We start from the raw sequence: 15,149 nt of genomic DNA on the forward strand, positions 1-15,149 counted from the left end.
AAACGCCGTCTAACCTGCCGTTCAAACTCTATCGGTTATCCACCCCGCTTACTGCACGGCGTTGCGCGGGTCGGGCCGGGGCTTCATCTCGTAGTCGTGCGGCGGCTGGGTGCCAGCCAGGTTCTGCACGAAGTAGTCCCAGCGGCGGCGCGTCATGTAGGGCGAGTACTGGCCATACCCGTGCTGAGCGTTCGGAAACACCACCAGGTCGTAGCTCTTGTTGGCTTTGGTGAGGGCTTCCACTACCAGCATCGTGTTGTAAGGCGGCACGTTGTCGTCCATTAGGCCGTGGGCCAGCATCAGCTTGCCTTTCAGATTCTTAGCGAAGGTGGCGTTGGCTTGGTTATCGTAGTTAGTGGTGCCGTCGGGGTTGGTTTTGAGCAGGCCGATGTAGCGCTCGGCCCAATCGTCCTCATAGTTGCGGTTTTCATGGTTGCCCGATTCCGAAATGCCCACTTTGAAGAAGTCGGGGTAGCGGAACATGGCCGCCGCCGTGGCGTAGCCGCCGCCTGAGTGCCCCCAGATGCCGGCCCGCTCCAGGTCGATGTAGGGGTACTTCTGGGCCAGCTGCCGCATGCCACTCACCTGGTCGCCCAGGGTGTTTTCAGCCATGTTGCCGTAGCAGGCATCGTGGTAGCTTTTGCTGCGCAGCGGGTTGCAGCTGCCCTCAATCACTACCACCACGAAGCCCAACTCAGCCAGCGCCTGGTTGTCGTTGCGAGCCGCCGAAAACGACCAGTTGCCCACGCCCCCACCCTGCGGACCGGGGTAGATGTAGTTGATAATCGGGTACTTCTTGGCTGGGTCCAGCGTAGTGGGCGTGAACAGCAGGCCGTATAAGTCTGTCTGCCCATCCTGGGCTTTCACCGTGATGGCCGTGGGCGCCTTCCAGCCGGTGGCGGTGAGGCGTGAAATATCGGTTTTCTCTAGGGTCGAAATCAGCTTGCCGTCGGCCTCGCGCAGCACCGTGGCGCCCGGCTTATCGGGCTGCGAGTAGGTGTCAACGAAGTAGCGGCCCGAGGGCGCCAACGCCACCTGGTGGTTGCCGGCTTCGGGCGTGAGCAAGGTCAGATTCTTGCCATCGAGTCCGATGCGGTAGAGGTGCGTGAAGTAGGGATTGCCCGGCTCGCGCCCATCGGCCAGGAAGTAGAGCTGGCGCTTGGCTTCGTCCACTTTCAGCAACTGCGTGACTACAAAATTACCCTTCGTAATCTGGTGCTTTACCTTGCCGCTACCGGCGTCGTAGAGGTACAACTGGCCCCAGTTGTCGCGCTCCGAGTACCAGATTACCTCCTTGGTTTTGGGCAAATAGCGCCAGTTGATGGCGTGCTGGCCCGATTCGTACTGCGTAGGCACGGTTTCCTCAAACACCTCGCGCACCGCGCCGGTGGTGGCGTCAGCCACGCGCACACTCTCCTGCTTGTGGTCGCGCGAGGTCGAGACGAACGCCAATTGGCTAGCGTCGGGGCTCCAGTCCACGTCGTCGAAGGTGCCGCTGCTCGAAATATCGTCCGAGAGCGAGCCGCGGTGCGGGTCGGGCGCCACTTGCAGGCGCACCACTTTCGGGCTGTTCACTTCCACGATTACCCGCTCAATCATGGCGATGTCCTTGTCGCCGGGCAGCGGGTATTTCCAGCTTTTCAGCGTCGGGTGGCCCACGTTGGTGGTCACTAGGTACATGTCGCCCGCCGCCCGTTGGTCTTGCCGGAAGGTGGCGATTTTGCGCGAGTCGGGCGACCAGCGCAGCACCGGCGCGTCGCTGTGGGTCCAGCCGGCGTTGTCGGTGGCGTAGCCGTAGTCCTTAATGCCGTCGGTGGTGAGTTGGGTGCTTTGGTTGGTTTTCGTGTCGCGCACCCACAGGTTATAGTCCTTGATGTATGCAGCGAACTGGCCGTTGGGCGACTCCACTTCGTTCCGGGCGTTGGGGTTGGGCTGAGCGGCGGGCGTAGCGTCGGGGCTCAACTGCCCGCTGCCTAGGTCATACTGCCAGTTCTTACCGGCCACCGCAAAGGAAACTGACTTGCCATCGGGCGAAAACGTGGGGTCCAGATAAGGCAACCGATTGGCCTCATAGGTTTTGCCGGTGGCCGTGGAGAGCGCGGCGGCCAGCTTAGCGTGGTCGAAAGCGGCGGTGCGCGTTTTGCGGGCCGGGTCTACCAGCACGTATTCGCTGCCCCGGGCCGTGAGCACGCGGTACCAAAACCGGTCGCCGGCCAGCCAGTGGGGCTGGCCGGCGGCGCCATCGACCAGCGCCTGGGTATTATAGCCCATAAACTGCTCGGCGCGCGCATAGTTCTGGTCGGTAAGGGCGGGCCGCTGCTGAGCGGCGGCCACGGTGGCAATAAAAAGCGTGGCGGTGGCCACGAGGCCCGGTACGTATAGGGGCATAAGCTTAGTGGGAAATCAGGCTAAAAGTTGGCACAATTCGAAGGTGAAAGGTAACGAGGTTTGCCCAACGGTTGCACCGCCGTTAGTAGGTGCTGGACACGGGTGCGCGTAGCCTAGGGCCACCCCAGCGGAGTAAAGTAAATCGGTAGACTTATTCCGGAATTAATAATTTGTGGGTCAATGCTTCTAAGCAGATGCCAGCTCCGAGTTTATCGGCCGGGCGCCAAGCTCAGGGTGCGGGTATCAATTTCAAATCGAGGTGCTGCACCCGCGCGGGGTTTTCGGGGCTTAAGGTGAAGAACACCTCCACCGTGGCACGCTCGCCCCGAAGCTGGAAGCGGCCGCGTAACTGGTTTTCCGGCTCTAATGCGCCGACGCTGCGTAGGGGACCGGCCTGAGCTAGCAGGGCCTGGGCCGCCTTGCGGCGCGTAGATAGGTCCTCATCCAAAAAGAAGTTTTCGGCGAAAATCGGGTTGGTAACCGGCGTGTTAAAGTCGGGCAGCAGCGCCGCCAACTCAGCTTTGCGCTGCGCCAGGATGGCCGAAGCGGCAACGGCCCGCGGCCGCAGTCCGGCCAAGGCTATCAGAGTATCGAGGGCCGCGTAGTGTTGGGCGGTGGGCGCGGTGTAGGTTTGGTTGGTAAAGGCCACCACGCCGATGCCGTACTCGGGCAGCAGGAGCCAATACGAGCCGAAGCCGGGCAGCCCGCCGCTGTGGCCCACGTAGCGGCGGCCGTCGCAATCCTGCGCGATGCGCAGGCCGTAGCCGTAAGAAAGGCTGAGCGGGCAGGCCCGGCCGCTGAGGTAGCGAAAGCTGCGGTTCAGGCTATTAAAGGCCCAAGGCTGCTGCATCTCGCGCACCGAGCTGCGCCGCACCGGCCCCGCGTCGGGGGCAGCCGCCGTAATCGGCCGCGCCCAGGCATCGGCCTGAAACGCCAGGTACTTGGCAAAATCCTCGATTGAGGTCAGCAGCCCGCCCAGCGCCGCAAACGACTCGCCCTTGGGAAGCAGCGGCTCCTCCGGGCCGGGGCCGGTGGCGGTGGGGGCGCCGTAGCCGTGGGCGAGGCGGGCGGCGGGCACCTGCTGGTAGTCCCAGGTGGTGTGGCTCATACCCAGTGGGCGCAGGATTTTCGCGCTGATGTAGGCCTGCACCGGCTGGCCACTCACCCGCGTGACGAGCCGGCCCAGCAGCGCGTAGCCTAGGTTGCTGTACTCGTAGTGCCCGCCCGGCGCGTTCGAATAGCTCAGGCCCCGGCCCACCAGGGCGCTCAGCTCGGCGTCGGAGCGGCCCATCTGGCGGTCGCCCCAGGGGTTGTCTTCGGGTAGGCCCGCGCTGTGGCTCAGCAGCTGCCGGATGGTGATGGGCGGCGCGTCGGACGAAGCGTGCGGTGCTTTTTTCAGCTCGGGCAGGTAGTTTTCAGCGGGGTCGTCGAGGTGCAGGCGACCTTCGTCGCGCAGGCGCAGCACGGCTAAGGCCACGAAGCTCTTGGTCATGCTGGCAATGCGAAACACCGACTGCGGCGTAACGGCGGTGCGGGCCCCCACATCGGTGTAGCCCACGGAGCCGGTGTGCACCAGCTGCCCGTCCACCACCAGCCCGTAAGCGAGGCCCGGCACGCGTTGCTGAGCTGCAAAGTCGGCGTAGAGTTTATCCAGCACCGGAAAGACCGCCGCGATGCGAGCGGCGCGGGTGGCCTCGGGCGAGGCGGGCGCCGGGGCTTGACCTAGGACCGGGCCGGCCAGGAGCAGCGCCAGGGCGGCCAGTAAGAAACGGGGTCGCTTCATAAAAAAGAGCAAGGCAAAGGAGGTGGCGAGCGGCTATTTCACGCTAGCGGCCCAGGCGTCTAGGCGCTTTTCCAGCACCGCTAGCGGCATGGAGCCACCAGCCAGGATTTCATCGTGAAAAGCGCGCAGGTCAAACTTCTTACCCAGCTGCTTTTCGTAGCGGGCGCGCAGCTCGCGCAGTTTCAGGGCGCCCGTTTTGTAGCTCAGCGCCTGGCCGGGCCACGACATGTAGCGCTCAATTTCGGCCGTGGCGCCCTGCTCGCTGATGGGCTCGTTGTCCATCATGTACTTGATGGCTTCTTCGCGGCTCATGCCTTTGGCGTGCAGGCCCACATCGACTACCAGCCGGATGGCCCGGTGAATGTCGTCGCCCAAGGCGCCGATTTTCTGGTACGGGTCGGCGTAGAGGCCCAATTCGGGACCTAGGCTTTCGCAGTACAGCGCCCACCCCTCGCTGAATGCCGAGTAGGAAGCAAACCGGCGAAACTTCGGCTGGCTGGTGTTTTCCTGCTGCAACGAAAGCTGGTAGTGGTGCCCCGGAATGGCCTCGTGCAGAAAGAGCGACTCCATGCCCGAGGTCGTGTTGAACTTGGTAGCATCCAGAATAGGCACGTAAAAAATGCCCGGCCGCGAGCCGTCGGCCGCGCCCCGCATATACTCGGCCGAGGCCGTGGCCGCCCGAAAAGCCTCGGTCTGGCGAATCTCAAAAGGCGTTTTCGGCGCGCGCCCGAATAGTTTGGGCAGGTTAGGCGTCACGCGCGCCTGAATGGTGCGGAAGGCACCCAGGACGTCGTCCGGCGTTTTGTAGGGCGTGAATTTGGGGTCCGAGTTCAGGTACGTGAAGAACGCCGCCAAGTCGCCTTGGTAGCCCACCTGGTTTTTCACCGCCTCCATCTCACTCCGAATACGCTTGACCTCCGCCAGGCCGGTTTGGTAAATGGCGTCGGGCGTGCGGTCGGTGGTCGTCATCTGGTGCACGCCGTAGCGGTACATCTCGGCCCCGCCGGGCACGGCCCCGATGCCCGCGCTGGTACGGGCCTGCGGCAAATAATCGGTTTGCAGAAAGGTGGCCAGGCGCTGATAGGCGGGCGCCAGTTGGGTCAGAATGGCCTGCCGATAGGCGGCGGTGAGCCGGGTTTTGTCGGCTTCCGAGAAGCTGGCGGGCAGCTTATTGATGGGCCCGTAAAAGAGGCTTTTGGTGGCGTCCTCCGTCACTTGCGCTTGCAGCTGCGGCACCATTTTCAGCACCAGCGGCTTGGGCAGCACCACGCCGGCCTTCAGGCCGCGCCGGAAGTTGCTGATGGCTGAGTCGGCCCACACCGGAAACTGGCTCGCCCGCGCCAGCCAGTTGTCGTAGTCCTGCACCGTTTTGAAGGGCTGCGCTCCCGTACCCGCGCCCAACTGCACCAAGCTATTGGGCAGGGAATAAAACTGCGCGAAGGGCATCATCCACGAATTCAACTGCAAACCATCGAGCCGAATCTGCATCTCATAATCAAAGATATCGTAGCTGACCTGGTCGTTGGCGCTGAGCGTTTTACGGTCCGTTTTGCGCAGCTGCGCTTGGTACTGCTGGTAAAAAGCCCGCAGCCGCGCCCGAAACGCCCGGGTCTGGTCGTTGGGCAGCTGGTCGTTGTAGCGGTTGTCGCCCTGCGCCGTGGCCCCGAGCGGAAACAGCTTGGCTTGCTCCTCCCAATAGGCGTTGAACAACGCCGCCAGCGGCGCCGAAGCGGCGGGGTTGGCTACGGTGGCGGTAGGTTTAGCGGCCGGTTTGGCCGGTTGCGCCAGGGCAGAAGCGGGCGCAAAAGCGGCGGATATAACTCCGGCAGCCAAGGTGTACAGTACTAATTTTCTCATAAACGATAAGAAGGAAACAGGAACTCCCGCACAATAACGGCTAAATACTGTATAGTGGAATGATGCCTGCCCTCCCGCTGAGTAGCAGGCAAAAAAAGAGCCCCTTGCCGGGGCTCTTCAGTTCAATTAGCAATCTTCACTATTTGCGTTTCGGCGCAGCACCGGGCTTAGCGGGAGTAGCGGGCTTTTTGGCGGGCGCCGCACTAGCTAGTGGGAAGCCCCGCTGCTTCATCAACGCATCCACTTTAGGGTCGCGGCCGCGAAAGGCGCGGTAGCCTACGGCCGGGTCCACGGTATTACCCACGGTATACACGTGCTGGCGCAGGCGAGCGGCCACGGCTTTGTCATAGGGGCCGCCGGCTTCGGTGAAGGCGCTGAAGCCATCGGCCGCCAGCACCACCGACCACAGGTAAGAGTAGTAGCCCGCCGAGTAGCCATCGCTCGAAAACACGTGCGAAAACTGCGGCGTGCGGTGGCGCATCACCAGCTCGTGGGGCATGCCCAGCTGGGCCAGGGTTTCGCGCTCAAACTTGTCGGGGTCGATTTTCTGGTCGCCGGCCAGGTGCAGCTTCATATCGACGAGGGCGCTGGCCAGAAACTCGGTCGTGGCAAAGCCCTCGTTGAAGGTGCTGGCCTTGTTGATGCGGGCCACCAGCGCGGCCGGAATGGGCTGGCCGGTCTGGTAATGCAGCGCAAAGCGGTTGAGCACTTCGGGCGTGGGCAGCCAGTTTTCGAGCAGCTGCGACGGAAACTCCACATAGTCACGCACCACGCTGGTGCCCGAGAGCGTGGGGTAGGTCACGTTGCTCGACAGCCCGTGCAAGGCGTGGCCAAACTCGTGAAACAGCGTGGTAGCATCGGTCCAGGAGATGAGCACGGGCTCGCCGTCCTTGCCCTTTACGAAGTTCGAGTTGTTCGACACGATGGTGGTGACCGGCTTCCCGTCGAGGCGCTCCTGCTTGCGGTAGGCGTTCATCCAGGCGCCCGAGTTTTTGCCGGGCCGGGCGTAGGGGTCAAAGTACCAGAGGCCTACCTGCTTGCCGGTGGTCCGGTCATTCACCTGCCACACCTTCACGTCGGGGTGGTACACGGGCACGTCGGGCGCGGGCACGAAGGCGAAGTTGAACAGCTCGCCGGCCACCCAAAACATGCCCTCGCGCATCTTGTCCAATTGCAAATACTGCTTCACCTCATTTTGGTCGAGGTCGTAGCGGGCTTTGCGCACCTTCTCGGCGTAGTAGCGGTAGTCCCAGGGCTCGATTTTGAAGTCGGCCGGCGCGCCTTCTTTCTGGGCGAGCGCCAGCATGTCGGCCACTTCCTCGTGCACGCGGGCCACGGCGGGCTTCCACATATCCAGCATCAGCTGCATGGCGGCCTCGGGCGTTTTGGCCATCGTGTTGTCGAGGCGCAGGTGGGCGTGGGTCTTGTAGCCCAGCAGCTTGGCCCGTTCGGCACGCAGCTGCAAAATCTGGGTAATGAGGGCGTTATTGTCGTGCGCGCCGCCATTGTCGCCCCGGTTCGTGAACATACGCCAGGCCTTTTCCCGCAACGCCCGCTGGTCGGAGTAAGTCAAAAACGGGTCGATGCTGGAGCGGGTGTTGGTGATGACGCCCGCCGCGGCCACCTGGCGCGTGGTGGCCGTAGTTTTGGCCGCCTCGCGCAACGAGGCCGGCAAGCCCCCTAGGTCCTTATCCGTCTTGAGCACCAGCACCGAGTCGGCCTCGTCGGCCAGCACGTTCTGCGAAAACTTCGTGAAAAGCCCCGCCAGCTGCTGGTTTATTTGCGAGAGCCGCGTCTTGGCCGGCGCGTCGAGCTTGGCCCCGGCCCGCACAAACGCTTTGTAGCGCACCTCCACCAGCCGCTGCTGCTCGGGCGTGAGTTTTTTGGTAGCGGGCGAATTATAGACGGCTTCGATACGCTTGAACAGGGCCGCGTTCTGCGAAATCTGGTCGCTGAAAGCCGCCATTCTGGGCGCCATCTCGGTTTCCACGGCGCCGAAAGCCTTATCGTTCAGGGTCGTTTTCCAAACGCCGTACTCGGCCTGCACCCGGTCGAGAGTGCCGCCGCTGCGCTCCAGCGCCACGATAGTATTGTCGAAAGTGGGCGGCTTGGGGTTGTTGGCAATGGCCGCGACTTCGGCCAGGTTTTCGGTCATCGCGGCCTCCAGCGCGGGCTTGAAATCGGCCACCTTCACTTTGTCGAAGGCCGGCACGCCGCCGTGCGGGCCGCTCCAGGGCGCCAGCAGCGGGGCCTGGTTGGTACGCAGCGTAACCGACGCGGTGCCCGCCGCGGGCGACTGCGCCGAGCTAGATAGGGTCATAGTGGTGAGCGCCAGCCCTAGGGTAGCGAGGAAAGCGGGCCGGCAATAAGAAGAGGAAAACAGCATGCAGGAGAGTAATTGGCAATCTAAAAATGACGCGCAGGCTAGCGCTAGCGCGCCGAACTCGCTGGTACTGACGCGAGTTTAGCGTAGCGTAACTCGTGCCTTATCATGACGTGGAGTTTTCAACTCCACTGCCGCGCCAGCGGCAAAATGGCGCTCGCTTAGCATTCTTTGTATCCAAGAGAAATGCCGACTGGCCGTTACATTGCAGCGTTGCGGCAGTGGAGTTAAAAACTCCACATCATGATAAGGCACGAGTTACGCTGCGCTAAACTCGCGCCAGTACTGCAGTAGAAAAAATGGCGCGCTAGCGCTCCAGCTTGAAGTCTTTGTCGCGGGCGGGTGGGTCCTGGCGGTTGACCACGGCCCAGCCGGTGAGGTACATCCAGAGCGTCATTTTGGTGAGCTTGGGGTAGTTGATGCGCTCACGCTCGTCGCGGGGCGTATGGTAATCGGGGTGCAGCACGGTGGTGTAGCTGAGCGCCGGGATGCCCAGGCGCGCATACGGCAGGTTATCAGAGCGGAAAAACCAGCCCTCGGGGTGGTCGGCGCGGTCCCAGAGCGTGTCGAGCTTAAACTGCGGCCCGCGCTGGTTGGCGGCCAGGGCGGTGGTTACGAGGTCGAGCGAATTGCGGTGCGGACGCTGGCGGCCGAGCAGCGAGGCGCTGTCGGGAGCATTGCGGCCCATCATTTCGGCGTTCAGCACGGCCACAATGTTCTTTTCGCCCACCAGCGGATGCGCCGAGTAGTAGCGCGACCCTAGGAGCCCGCGCTCCTCGGCGCCCTGGAAGGCAAACAGCGCCGAGCGCCGCCCCGGCTTCTGCTTGAAGGCGCGCATGATGGCCAGCACCGCCGAGCAGCCGGTGGCGTTGTCGTCGGCGCCGTTATAAATGGAGTCGCCGGCCACGGCCTCGCGCACGCCGTCGTGGTCTTGGTGCGTGCCGAAGAGCACGTACTGCGACTTGAGCTGTGCATCGGTGCCCGGTATAGTGGCCAGCACATTCACCGACGGGTATTTGAAAGTTTCGACTTGCAGGTTGGCCAGTAGCTGCTGGCCGGGCTGCTGCGCCCAGCTCAGGGCGCTGGCCGGCAGCCAAATGATAGGCGCGCTGGCGGCCACTTTCAAGTTGGGGCCGCCGGGCAAGTCGTAGCGACCGCGCTCGTAGGTGTGGCCCCAGTGCTCGAATACGGCTTGGGCGCGGGTATCACCGACCCAAGCCACGGCCACCGCCCCGGCCTTGAATAGCTCGGCCGAGCGGTCGCGCATCGTGGCCATCTGGAAGCGGCGGAAGCTGAGGCCCGGCGGCACTTCGCCCGAAAATTGCAGGGCCACGGCCTTGCCTTTTACATCGACTTTGGCTAGCTCGGCGGCGGTGCCGGTGCCCACCCACACTAGCGGGGCATTAACATTAGCCGCCACCGGGGCAAACACAATGGCATCGTGGTTCACCCGCAGCTGGTGGCTGCCAATGCTGAGCTGGCTACTCTTGGCTAAACGCAGGCGCTGAATCTCAAAGAATTGGAAGTACGTGCCATCGTCGCCAGCCGGCTGCGCGCCGATGGCGCGGGCCTGTTCGGCCAGCCACGCTGAGGCCCGCAACTCGTCGAGGGTACCGCCCTCGCGGCCCCGGTAGTGGTCGGCCGCCAGCGCGTACAGGTCGCGCTTGATGTCGGCTTCGCGGATGGCGGCGCGAGCGTCGGTAGTAGTCGAGGCGGCGGGCGCGGGTTTGCGCTGGGCCTGGGCGGCCAGCGGCAGGCTCAGCGCTGCCAATAAGGATAGCGTATACTTCATATTAGGGTTTAGAGGGGGAGTTTTGCAATGTTAAGCAAGAGTTAGCTTGGTTGCGTGCCGGCCCGGCAGCTTATATAAAAAGAAGACGCGGCTGGACTTTGCCAACCGTCGCGCAACCTCCTCCGTTCTTGCGCCACCTTTGCGCCGCCAACATCCGCCGCCCTATCCGGTTAGCCTGTCGCCTCCCCTCCCCCTCCTACATGAACATCGGCATTGTCTGTTATCCCACCTTTGGCGGCTCCGGCGTGGTCGCCACTGAGCTGGGCAAAGCCTTGGCCCAACGCGGCCACCGCGTCCACTTCATCACCTACAGCCAGCCGGTGCGGCTTGATTTCTTCAACGAAAACCTCTTCTACCACGAGGTGTACGTGCCCACGTATCCGCTTTTCCAGTTTCCGCCCTACGAGTCGGCGCTGGCCAGCAAGATGGTCGACATCGTGCAAAACGAAAAGCTCGACGTGCTGCACGTGCACTACGCCATTCCGCACGCCTCGGCGGCCTACCTAGCCAAGCAGATTCTACGCTCGCGGGGCATCACGGCGCCCGTGGTCACGACCCTGCACGGCACCGACATTACGCTGGTGGGCAAGGATGCCAGCTACGAGCCGGTGGTCACGTTCAGCATCAACCAGAGCGACGGCGTCACGGCCGTATCGGCCGACCTGCGGCGCGAAACCTACGAGTACTTCCCGGTCGAGCACAAGATTGAGGTTATCCCCAACTTCATCGACTTGAATCGCTTTAAGAAGCAGGAGAAGAGCCACTTCCGGACCGCCATCGCGCCCGACGGCGAGAAAATTCTGCTCCACACCAGCAACTTCCGCTCAGTAAAGCGGGTCGAAGATGTAATCCGCATCTTCTGCGGCGTGCGGCAGGTCATTCCGGCCAAGCTACTGCTGGTAGGCGACGGCCCCGACCGTACCCGCATGGAAAAGTTAGCCCGCGAGCTCGACTGCCAGCGCGACGTGCGCTTCCTGGGTAAGCTCGAAGCCGTGGAAGAAGTGCTCAGCGTCAGCGACTTATTCCTGATGCCCTCCGAAAACGAAAGCTTCGGCCTGGCCGCCCTGGAAGCCATGGCCTGCGAAGTACCCGTGGTGAGTACCAACGCCGGCGGCATCCCCGAGCTCAACGTGCACGGCGTAACTGGCATGCTCAGCAATATCGGCGACGTAGAAGACATGGTGAAAAACGCCCTCTACGTGCTGGCCGATGAAAACCTGCCGCGCTTTAAAGCCGCTGCCCGCGCCCGCGCCGAAGAATTTGCCGTGGCCAACATTGTCCCGCTCTATGAGGACTGCTACGAGCGGGCCATGCAGCTAGCGTTGCAAGCCAGCTAACAATATGTTTGTTGCCGAGCGCAGCGAAGCATCTCGCGTGGTGCAATAAACCTAGGTGTTAGGGTTTATTGCACCACGCGAGATGCTTCGCTGCGCTCGGCATGACAGACGCTTATTTACTACAGCAAAATATCCGCTACTTCCTGCCAGCCACGCACGCGGCGGTAGCCGGTTTTGAGTGCGTTGTGTGGCGCATCGAACAGCAAACCTTCGCCCCGGAAGCGCTCAAAATTATAGGCGTTGTCGTCGATGAGGTAGTCGGCGTTGAGGATGCTTTTATCGCCGCAGAACACGTAGTTGGGCCACGGAATGAAGGCAAAGTGCTGCTGAAGCCAGTTGTACTTATCGACAAAGGAATTAGGAAACTCCATGGCGGCGGTAGCGATGAACAGCTCGTAGCGCTCGCTCAGGGCCTGCAACACCCGCTGGCTATCCTTGATAACGGGCAGGTCGCGGAAGAAGCCTTCGGCGTTGGGATAGGCGCGCAACGCGGGCTGATGCTCAGGGGCCACTACCTCGTGGGCATTTTTGCCATGCATGGCCTCCAAGGTCAGTTCGAGCTGAAAATCACGGCCGTACCACTCCCGAAACCGGGCAATGGAATCAGCCATCACTTCGTCCATATCGACGGCAATTCGTTTCTTGGGCATGTTTTGTCTAACTAGAAAGCCGTGGTGTGGGTTGGGCCCTAGGCCTTAAAACAGGCGGGCGGCTTCGCGCTTTACCGCTTCCAGGGCGGGGGCGGTGGGGTCGGCGGCGTCGGTCATGAGGCCCTCCAGGATACGTTTGGCGAGTTCGGTGCCGCGCAGCTGGCCGGGGTTGCTGAGGCCGTGAAAGGCACGATTTATCATCGTCAGCACGTTTTCCTTGGCTTGCTTTACCTGGTCCCAGGCCTCGGGCGTGATGTAAAGCTGCTGCGAAAAATTATGCTCGAACTCGGCCCGGATTTCCTGTATTAGCAGGCGGTGGTAGTCGGCCGCCGTTTGGCCGCCGCTACCCAGCCGCACCAGGATGTTATTGGGTGAGATGCGCTCTAGAAAGAGCGTCATGCGCTCGTAGGCTTGCAGGCGCAGGGGCAGAGTCGTTTTGCTGGCGTCGAGGCGCAGCTCTATCAGGCGGCGCTGCTGCTCTTTTTCCAAGTACTGGCGGAAGAGCAAAAAGATGGCTCCAGCCACAATAATGGCGGGCAGAATGGTCTTGAGTAAGTCGAAAAGATAGGTCGTACTGTCCATGAAAACGGCGATAAGCGAAGGCTTACCAAACTAACGAAGGGGTGGCGAGTTGGTTTAGGCGCGGCAAGCTAGGCAAAGGTCGGCGTTGGCCCAAGCTTATCTGACCAACCAGCTAAATTGCCCGCGCTATTGGTGTGAACCGCCGCCCGGTTTACGCTGTTTTGCTAGCACCGCACCGGCCCCCGGCTGATGTATCTTTGTCTTACGCTGACTTACTTCTAAACCAATTCCGCTATGGCTATCGCCACCCAAGTTGCGCCTATCGGCCTCACCGACCGCGCTTTAGTCGAAGTTAAAAATATTATTCAAGAGAAAAATGTGCCCGCCGACTATGGCTTGCGCATCGGCGTGCAGGGCGGCGGCTGCTCGGGCATGAGCTATCTGCTGGGCTTCGATAAAGCCAAGGACAACGACGAAATCTACGACCTCAATGGCGTGCAGCTCATCATGGATAAGAAGCACGCCATGTACGTGCTAGGCATGGAGGTTGACTTTCAGGACGGCCTCAACGCCCGTGGCTTCACCTTCAACAACCCCCAGGCTAAGAGCACCTGCGGCTGCGGCTCGTCATTTTCGGCTTAGGTCTGCTTCTGCCACAAGAAGTGCTAAAAGCCTCTGCCCTAGGGCGGAGGCTTTTGCTTTTTAGCTCGCCAGCGTCTGGCTCAGCTCTTGGTAGCGCTGGTGCACCTGCTGATTTTCGTAGGCCACGGTGAGATTTTTGTCGGCGGCGGCCAGCGTCAGGTCGGCCTGCTGGCGCAGGGCCTGGCGGTAGCCGGGGCGGGTGGTATGCTGCGCCACGGCCCTTAGGGCCGCCAGCAGGCGCAGGTAGATAGCCAGGTCCGCAGCGGCATTGGCCCGCACCTGGTCAAAGGCCGTGGCCAGGTAGCTGGTAAAATCGGGGCGCTGCGCGATGACGCGCACCTGGCCCGCTTCAGCGCGCAGCGGACTCCCTAGGTCGCGCTCGGCCAACAGGCTCATCAAAGCCCCTAGGTGGTCGATGCACATGACGGCGGTGCTGGTATCGTTAATGCCCGCCGACAACGCCTTGAGCGCAATGTCCACAATCTGGCGCAGGCCAAAGCCCGCGTCCCGGTCAAGCGTGCGCTGGTTACCAATGCTATAGCACGCGAGCAGGCGGTCCGCCGCCTCGGGGTGGGGCTGGTAGCGCGGGCTACCCTCGGGGGCCGCTACGGCTACCAGGGCAGTGCCCTTGGCCACGAAGTTGCCCAGGGCTTGCTCCATGCGCACTAGCACGTTGGTTTCGCGGGCAAAAGCCAGCAATTCCTCATCGTCAATATCCTGCACGTAGCCCACTTGCCGCGCCACAATGGGCACCCACTGCAAGGCTGGGCCCGCCGCCAGGTTGGCCTGCTCGGCGGCATCGGCCTCCTCACCCAGCTGTTTGGGAAAGAGCTTATCCAGCGCTTTTTCGGTTTCCTGGGCGGCCCCGGCTATCACGTTGGCCGCCTGGATGGACGAGGCGATGTGGTGGATAAAAAAGATGAGCATCCCGATGCTCACCAGCGCCAGCAGCAGGCCAAACGCCACCGCCAGGCTCGGCACAAAGGCACCCTCGTCGCCGCCCCGAATGGTGCGCAGCACCAGTAGGCAGTACACGAAAATGCTCACGAAGAAACCCATCACCACCTGGTTGGAGCGGTCGCGCATAAAGTTGCGCAGCAGCCGCGAGGTGTACTGGCTCGATACCTGCGCCAGGGTCGAGAGCGTGAGCGAAAAGATAAGGCCCGCCACCGTTATCATGGAGCTGGCAATGGCCGAGAGCATGCCGCGCGCCCCATCAGCCCCCGCCCCGAAGAGCAGCGGGTGCTCCTTGGTCCAGTCGTGACCCATGCTATCATCGAGGTGCACCAGCCCGTAGGCGGCCAGCACGGCCCCGAGCACCATCAGGGTCGGCACGAACCACAGGCTGGAATTGATGTCCAGCCACCAGCGGCGCAAGCGGCTCATGCGCGGGGGCAGCCCCCGAGCGGACTAATGGCGGGGTGCGGCGCAAACTTCGGCGCTATCGGGGAGCTTTTCGTACTAGGTTTTTTCATGCTGACTGCAAGGCGCGGCGGTAGGCTGCCTACGGCCCGCCTCGCAGTTATGTTTATTTACGCTCCTCCCCTCCCCCGCATGGACATCAAGTATCTCTCCGACGCCAAAGGCGCGATTACCGGCGTTTTCATTCCCCTCGAAGACTGGACTCAGCTCAAAAAGCAGTACAACATCCGCGAAGACGCGCCGGCCGAATCGGGCGCCAAGCTGCAAAAAGGCTTGGCTGATGCGCTGAAAAAGGCCAAAGTCGAACCCGACACGGAGGAATAGATAGCTACCTAAGGCGGTTTCGGCGCTGGCGGGCCGTAGCGCGAACTTA

General features: G+C 62.2%; 11 protein-coding genes. 3 read left to right on the plus strand and 8 right to left on the minus strand.

Features of this window, described 5'->3' with window-relative positions; genetic code table 11:
- Nucleotides 1-48 precede the first annotated feature (48 nt).
- The 5 genes from ACFSDX_RS18245 to ACFSDX_RS18265 form a co-directional block, all read right to left on the minus strand.
- Nucleotides 49-2,388 carry a S9 family peptidase gene (locus ACFSDX_RS18245; RefSeq protein WP_382316145.1) on the minus strand — a complete coding sequence of 780 codons (2,340 nt, stop codon included), beginning with the start codon at nt 2,386-2,388 and terminating at the stop codon, nt 49-51.
- Between the two features lie 229 nt (nt 2,389-2,617).
- On the minus strand, nt 2,618-4,171 hold the full coding sequence (locus ACFSDX_RS18250) for a serine hydrolase domain-containing protein (protein WP_382316147.1): 1,554 nt from the start codon (nt 4,169-4,171) through the stop codon (nt 2,618-2,620).
- Between the two features lie 33 nt (nt 4,172-4,204).
- Nucleotides 4,205-6,028: a DUF885 domain-containing protein gene (locus ACFSDX_RS18255; RefSeq protein WP_382316149.1), complete on the minus strand. Its 1,824-nt coding sequence runs from the start codon at nt 6,026-6,028 to the stop codon at nt 4,205-4,207.
- Between the two features lie 139 nt (nt 6,029-6,167).
- On the minus strand, nt 6,168-8,414 hold the full coding sequence (locus tag ACFSDX_RS18260) for a M3 family metallopeptidase (protein ID WP_382316151.1): 2,247 nt from the start codon (nt 8,412-8,414) through the stop codon (nt 6,168-6,170).
- Nucleotides 8,415-8,718: 304 nt separating this feature from the next.
- A complete protein-coding gene (locus tag ACFSDX_RS18265; RefSeq protein WP_382316153.1) occupies nt 8,719-10,203 on the minus strand; it encodes a M28 family peptidase in 1,485 nt (494 codons plus the stop codon).
- Between the two features lie 200 nt (nt 10,204-10,403).
- Between ACFSDX_RS18265 and bshA the strand changes: the two genes are divergently transcribed.
- A complete protein-coding gene (gene bshA / locus ACFSDX_RS18270; protein ID WP_382316155.1) occupies nt 10,404-11,540 on the plus strand; it encodes an N-acetyl-alpha-D-glucosaminyl L-malate synthase BshA in 1,137 nt (378 codons plus the stop codon).
- Between the two features lie 119 nt (nt 11,541-11,659).
- Here the strand turns inward: bshA and ACFSDX_RS18275 are convergent, their stop codons facing one another.
- Together ACFSDX_RS18275 and ACFSDX_RS18280 are read right to left on the minus strand one after the other, a co-directional pair.
- Entirely contained in the window at nt 11,660-12,190 is a 531-nt protein-coding gene (locus ACFSDX_RS18275) for a 5' nucleotidase, NT5C type (RefSeq protein ID WP_382316157.1), read from the minus strand.
- A 45-nt stretch (nt 12,191-12,235) separates the two neighbouring features.
- Nucleotides 12,236-12,772 (minus strand): DUF7935 family protein, encoded by a 537-nt coding sequence (locus ACFSDX_RS18280; RefSeq protein ID WP_382316159.1) that lies wholly within the window; start codon nt 12,770-12,772, stop codon nt 12,236-12,238.
- Nucleotides 12,773-13,006: 234 nt separating this feature from the next.
- Between ACFSDX_RS18280 and ACFSDX_RS18285 the strand changes: the two genes are divergently transcribed.
- On the plus strand, nt 13,007-13,354 hold the full coding sequence (locus ACFSDX_RS18285) for a HesB/IscA family protein (RefSeq protein WP_382316161.1): 348 nt from the start codon (nt 13,007-13,009) through the stop codon (nt 13,352-13,354).
- Between the two features lie 60 nt (nt 13,355-13,414).
- Here the strand turns inward: ACFSDX_RS18285 and ACFSDX_RS18290 are convergent, their stop codons facing one another.
- The gene (locus tag ACFSDX_RS18290) at nt 13,415-14,740 is read right to left on the minus strand and encodes a DUF2254 domain-containing protein (RefSeq protein WP_382316163.1); all 1,326 of its coding nucleotides are present in this window, start codon (nt 14,738-14,740) and stop codon (nt 13,415-13,417) included.
- 138 nt (nt 14,741-14,878) lie between these two features.
- Here ACFSDX_RS18290 and ACFSDX_RS18295 point away from each other — a divergent pair, with 138 nt between their 5' ends.
- Nucleotides 14,879-15,100, plus strand: coding sequence for a hypothetical protein (locus tag ACFSDX_RS18295; protein WP_382316165.1), 222 nt, complete (start codon nt 14,879-14,881; stop codon nt 15,098-15,100).
- Nucleotides 15,101-15,149: the final 49 nt, after the last annotated feature.

Origin of the sequence: Hymenobacter bucti, assembly GCF_042681145.1 — a bacterium.
Taxonomy (GTDB): Bacteria; Bacteroidota; Bacteroidia; order Cytophagales; family Hymenobacteraceae; genus Hymenobacter; species Hymenobacter bucti.

Bases quoted from the DNA above. Each gene is read 5' to 3' on its own strand.
- ACFSDX_RS18245 (WP_382316145.1), bottom strand. From the start codon at position 2,388: ATGCCCCTATACGTACCGGGCCTCGTGGCCACCGCCACGCTTTTTATT.
- ACFSDX_RS18250 (WP_382316147.1), bottom strand. From the start codon at position 4,171: ATGAAGCGACCCCGTTTCTTACTGGCCGCCCTGGCGCTGCTCCTGGCC.
- ACFSDX_RS18255 (WP_382316149.1), bottom strand. From the start codon at position 6,028: ATGAGAAAATTAGTACTGTACACCTTGGCTGCCGGAGTTATATCCGCC.
- ACFSDX_RS18260 (WP_382316151.1), bottom strand. From the start codon at position 8,414: ATGCTGTTTTCCTCTTCTTATTGCCGGCCCGCTTTCCTCGCTACCCTA.
- ACFSDX_RS18265 (WP_382316153.1), bottom strand. From the start codon at position 10,203: ATGAAGTATACGCTATCCTTATTGGCAGCGCTGAGCCTGCCGCTGGCC.
- bshA (WP_382316155.1), top strand. From the start codon at position 10,404: ATGAACATCGGCATTGTCTGTTATCCCACCTTTGGCGGCTCCGGCGTG.
- ACFSDX_RS18275 (WP_382316157.1), bottom strand. From the start codon at position 12,190: ATGCCCAAGAAACGAATTGCCGTCGATATGGACGAAGTGATGGCTGAT.
- ACFSDX_RS18280 (WP_382316159.1), bottom strand. From the start codon at position 12,772: ATGGACAGTACGACCTATCTTTTCGACTTACTCAAGACCATTCTGCCC.
- ACFSDX_RS18285 (WP_382316161.1), top strand. From the start codon at position 13,007: ATGGCTATCGCCACCCAAGTTGCGCCTATCGGCCTCACCGACCGCGCT.
- ACFSDX_RS18290 (WP_382316163.1), bottom strand. From the start codon at position 14,740: ATGAGCCGCTTGCGCCGCTGGTGGCTGGACATCAATTCCAGCCTGTGG.
- ACFSDX_RS18295 (WP_382316165.1), top strand. From the start codon at position 14,879: ATGTTTATTTACGCTCCTCCCCTCCCCCGCATGGACATCAAGTATCTC.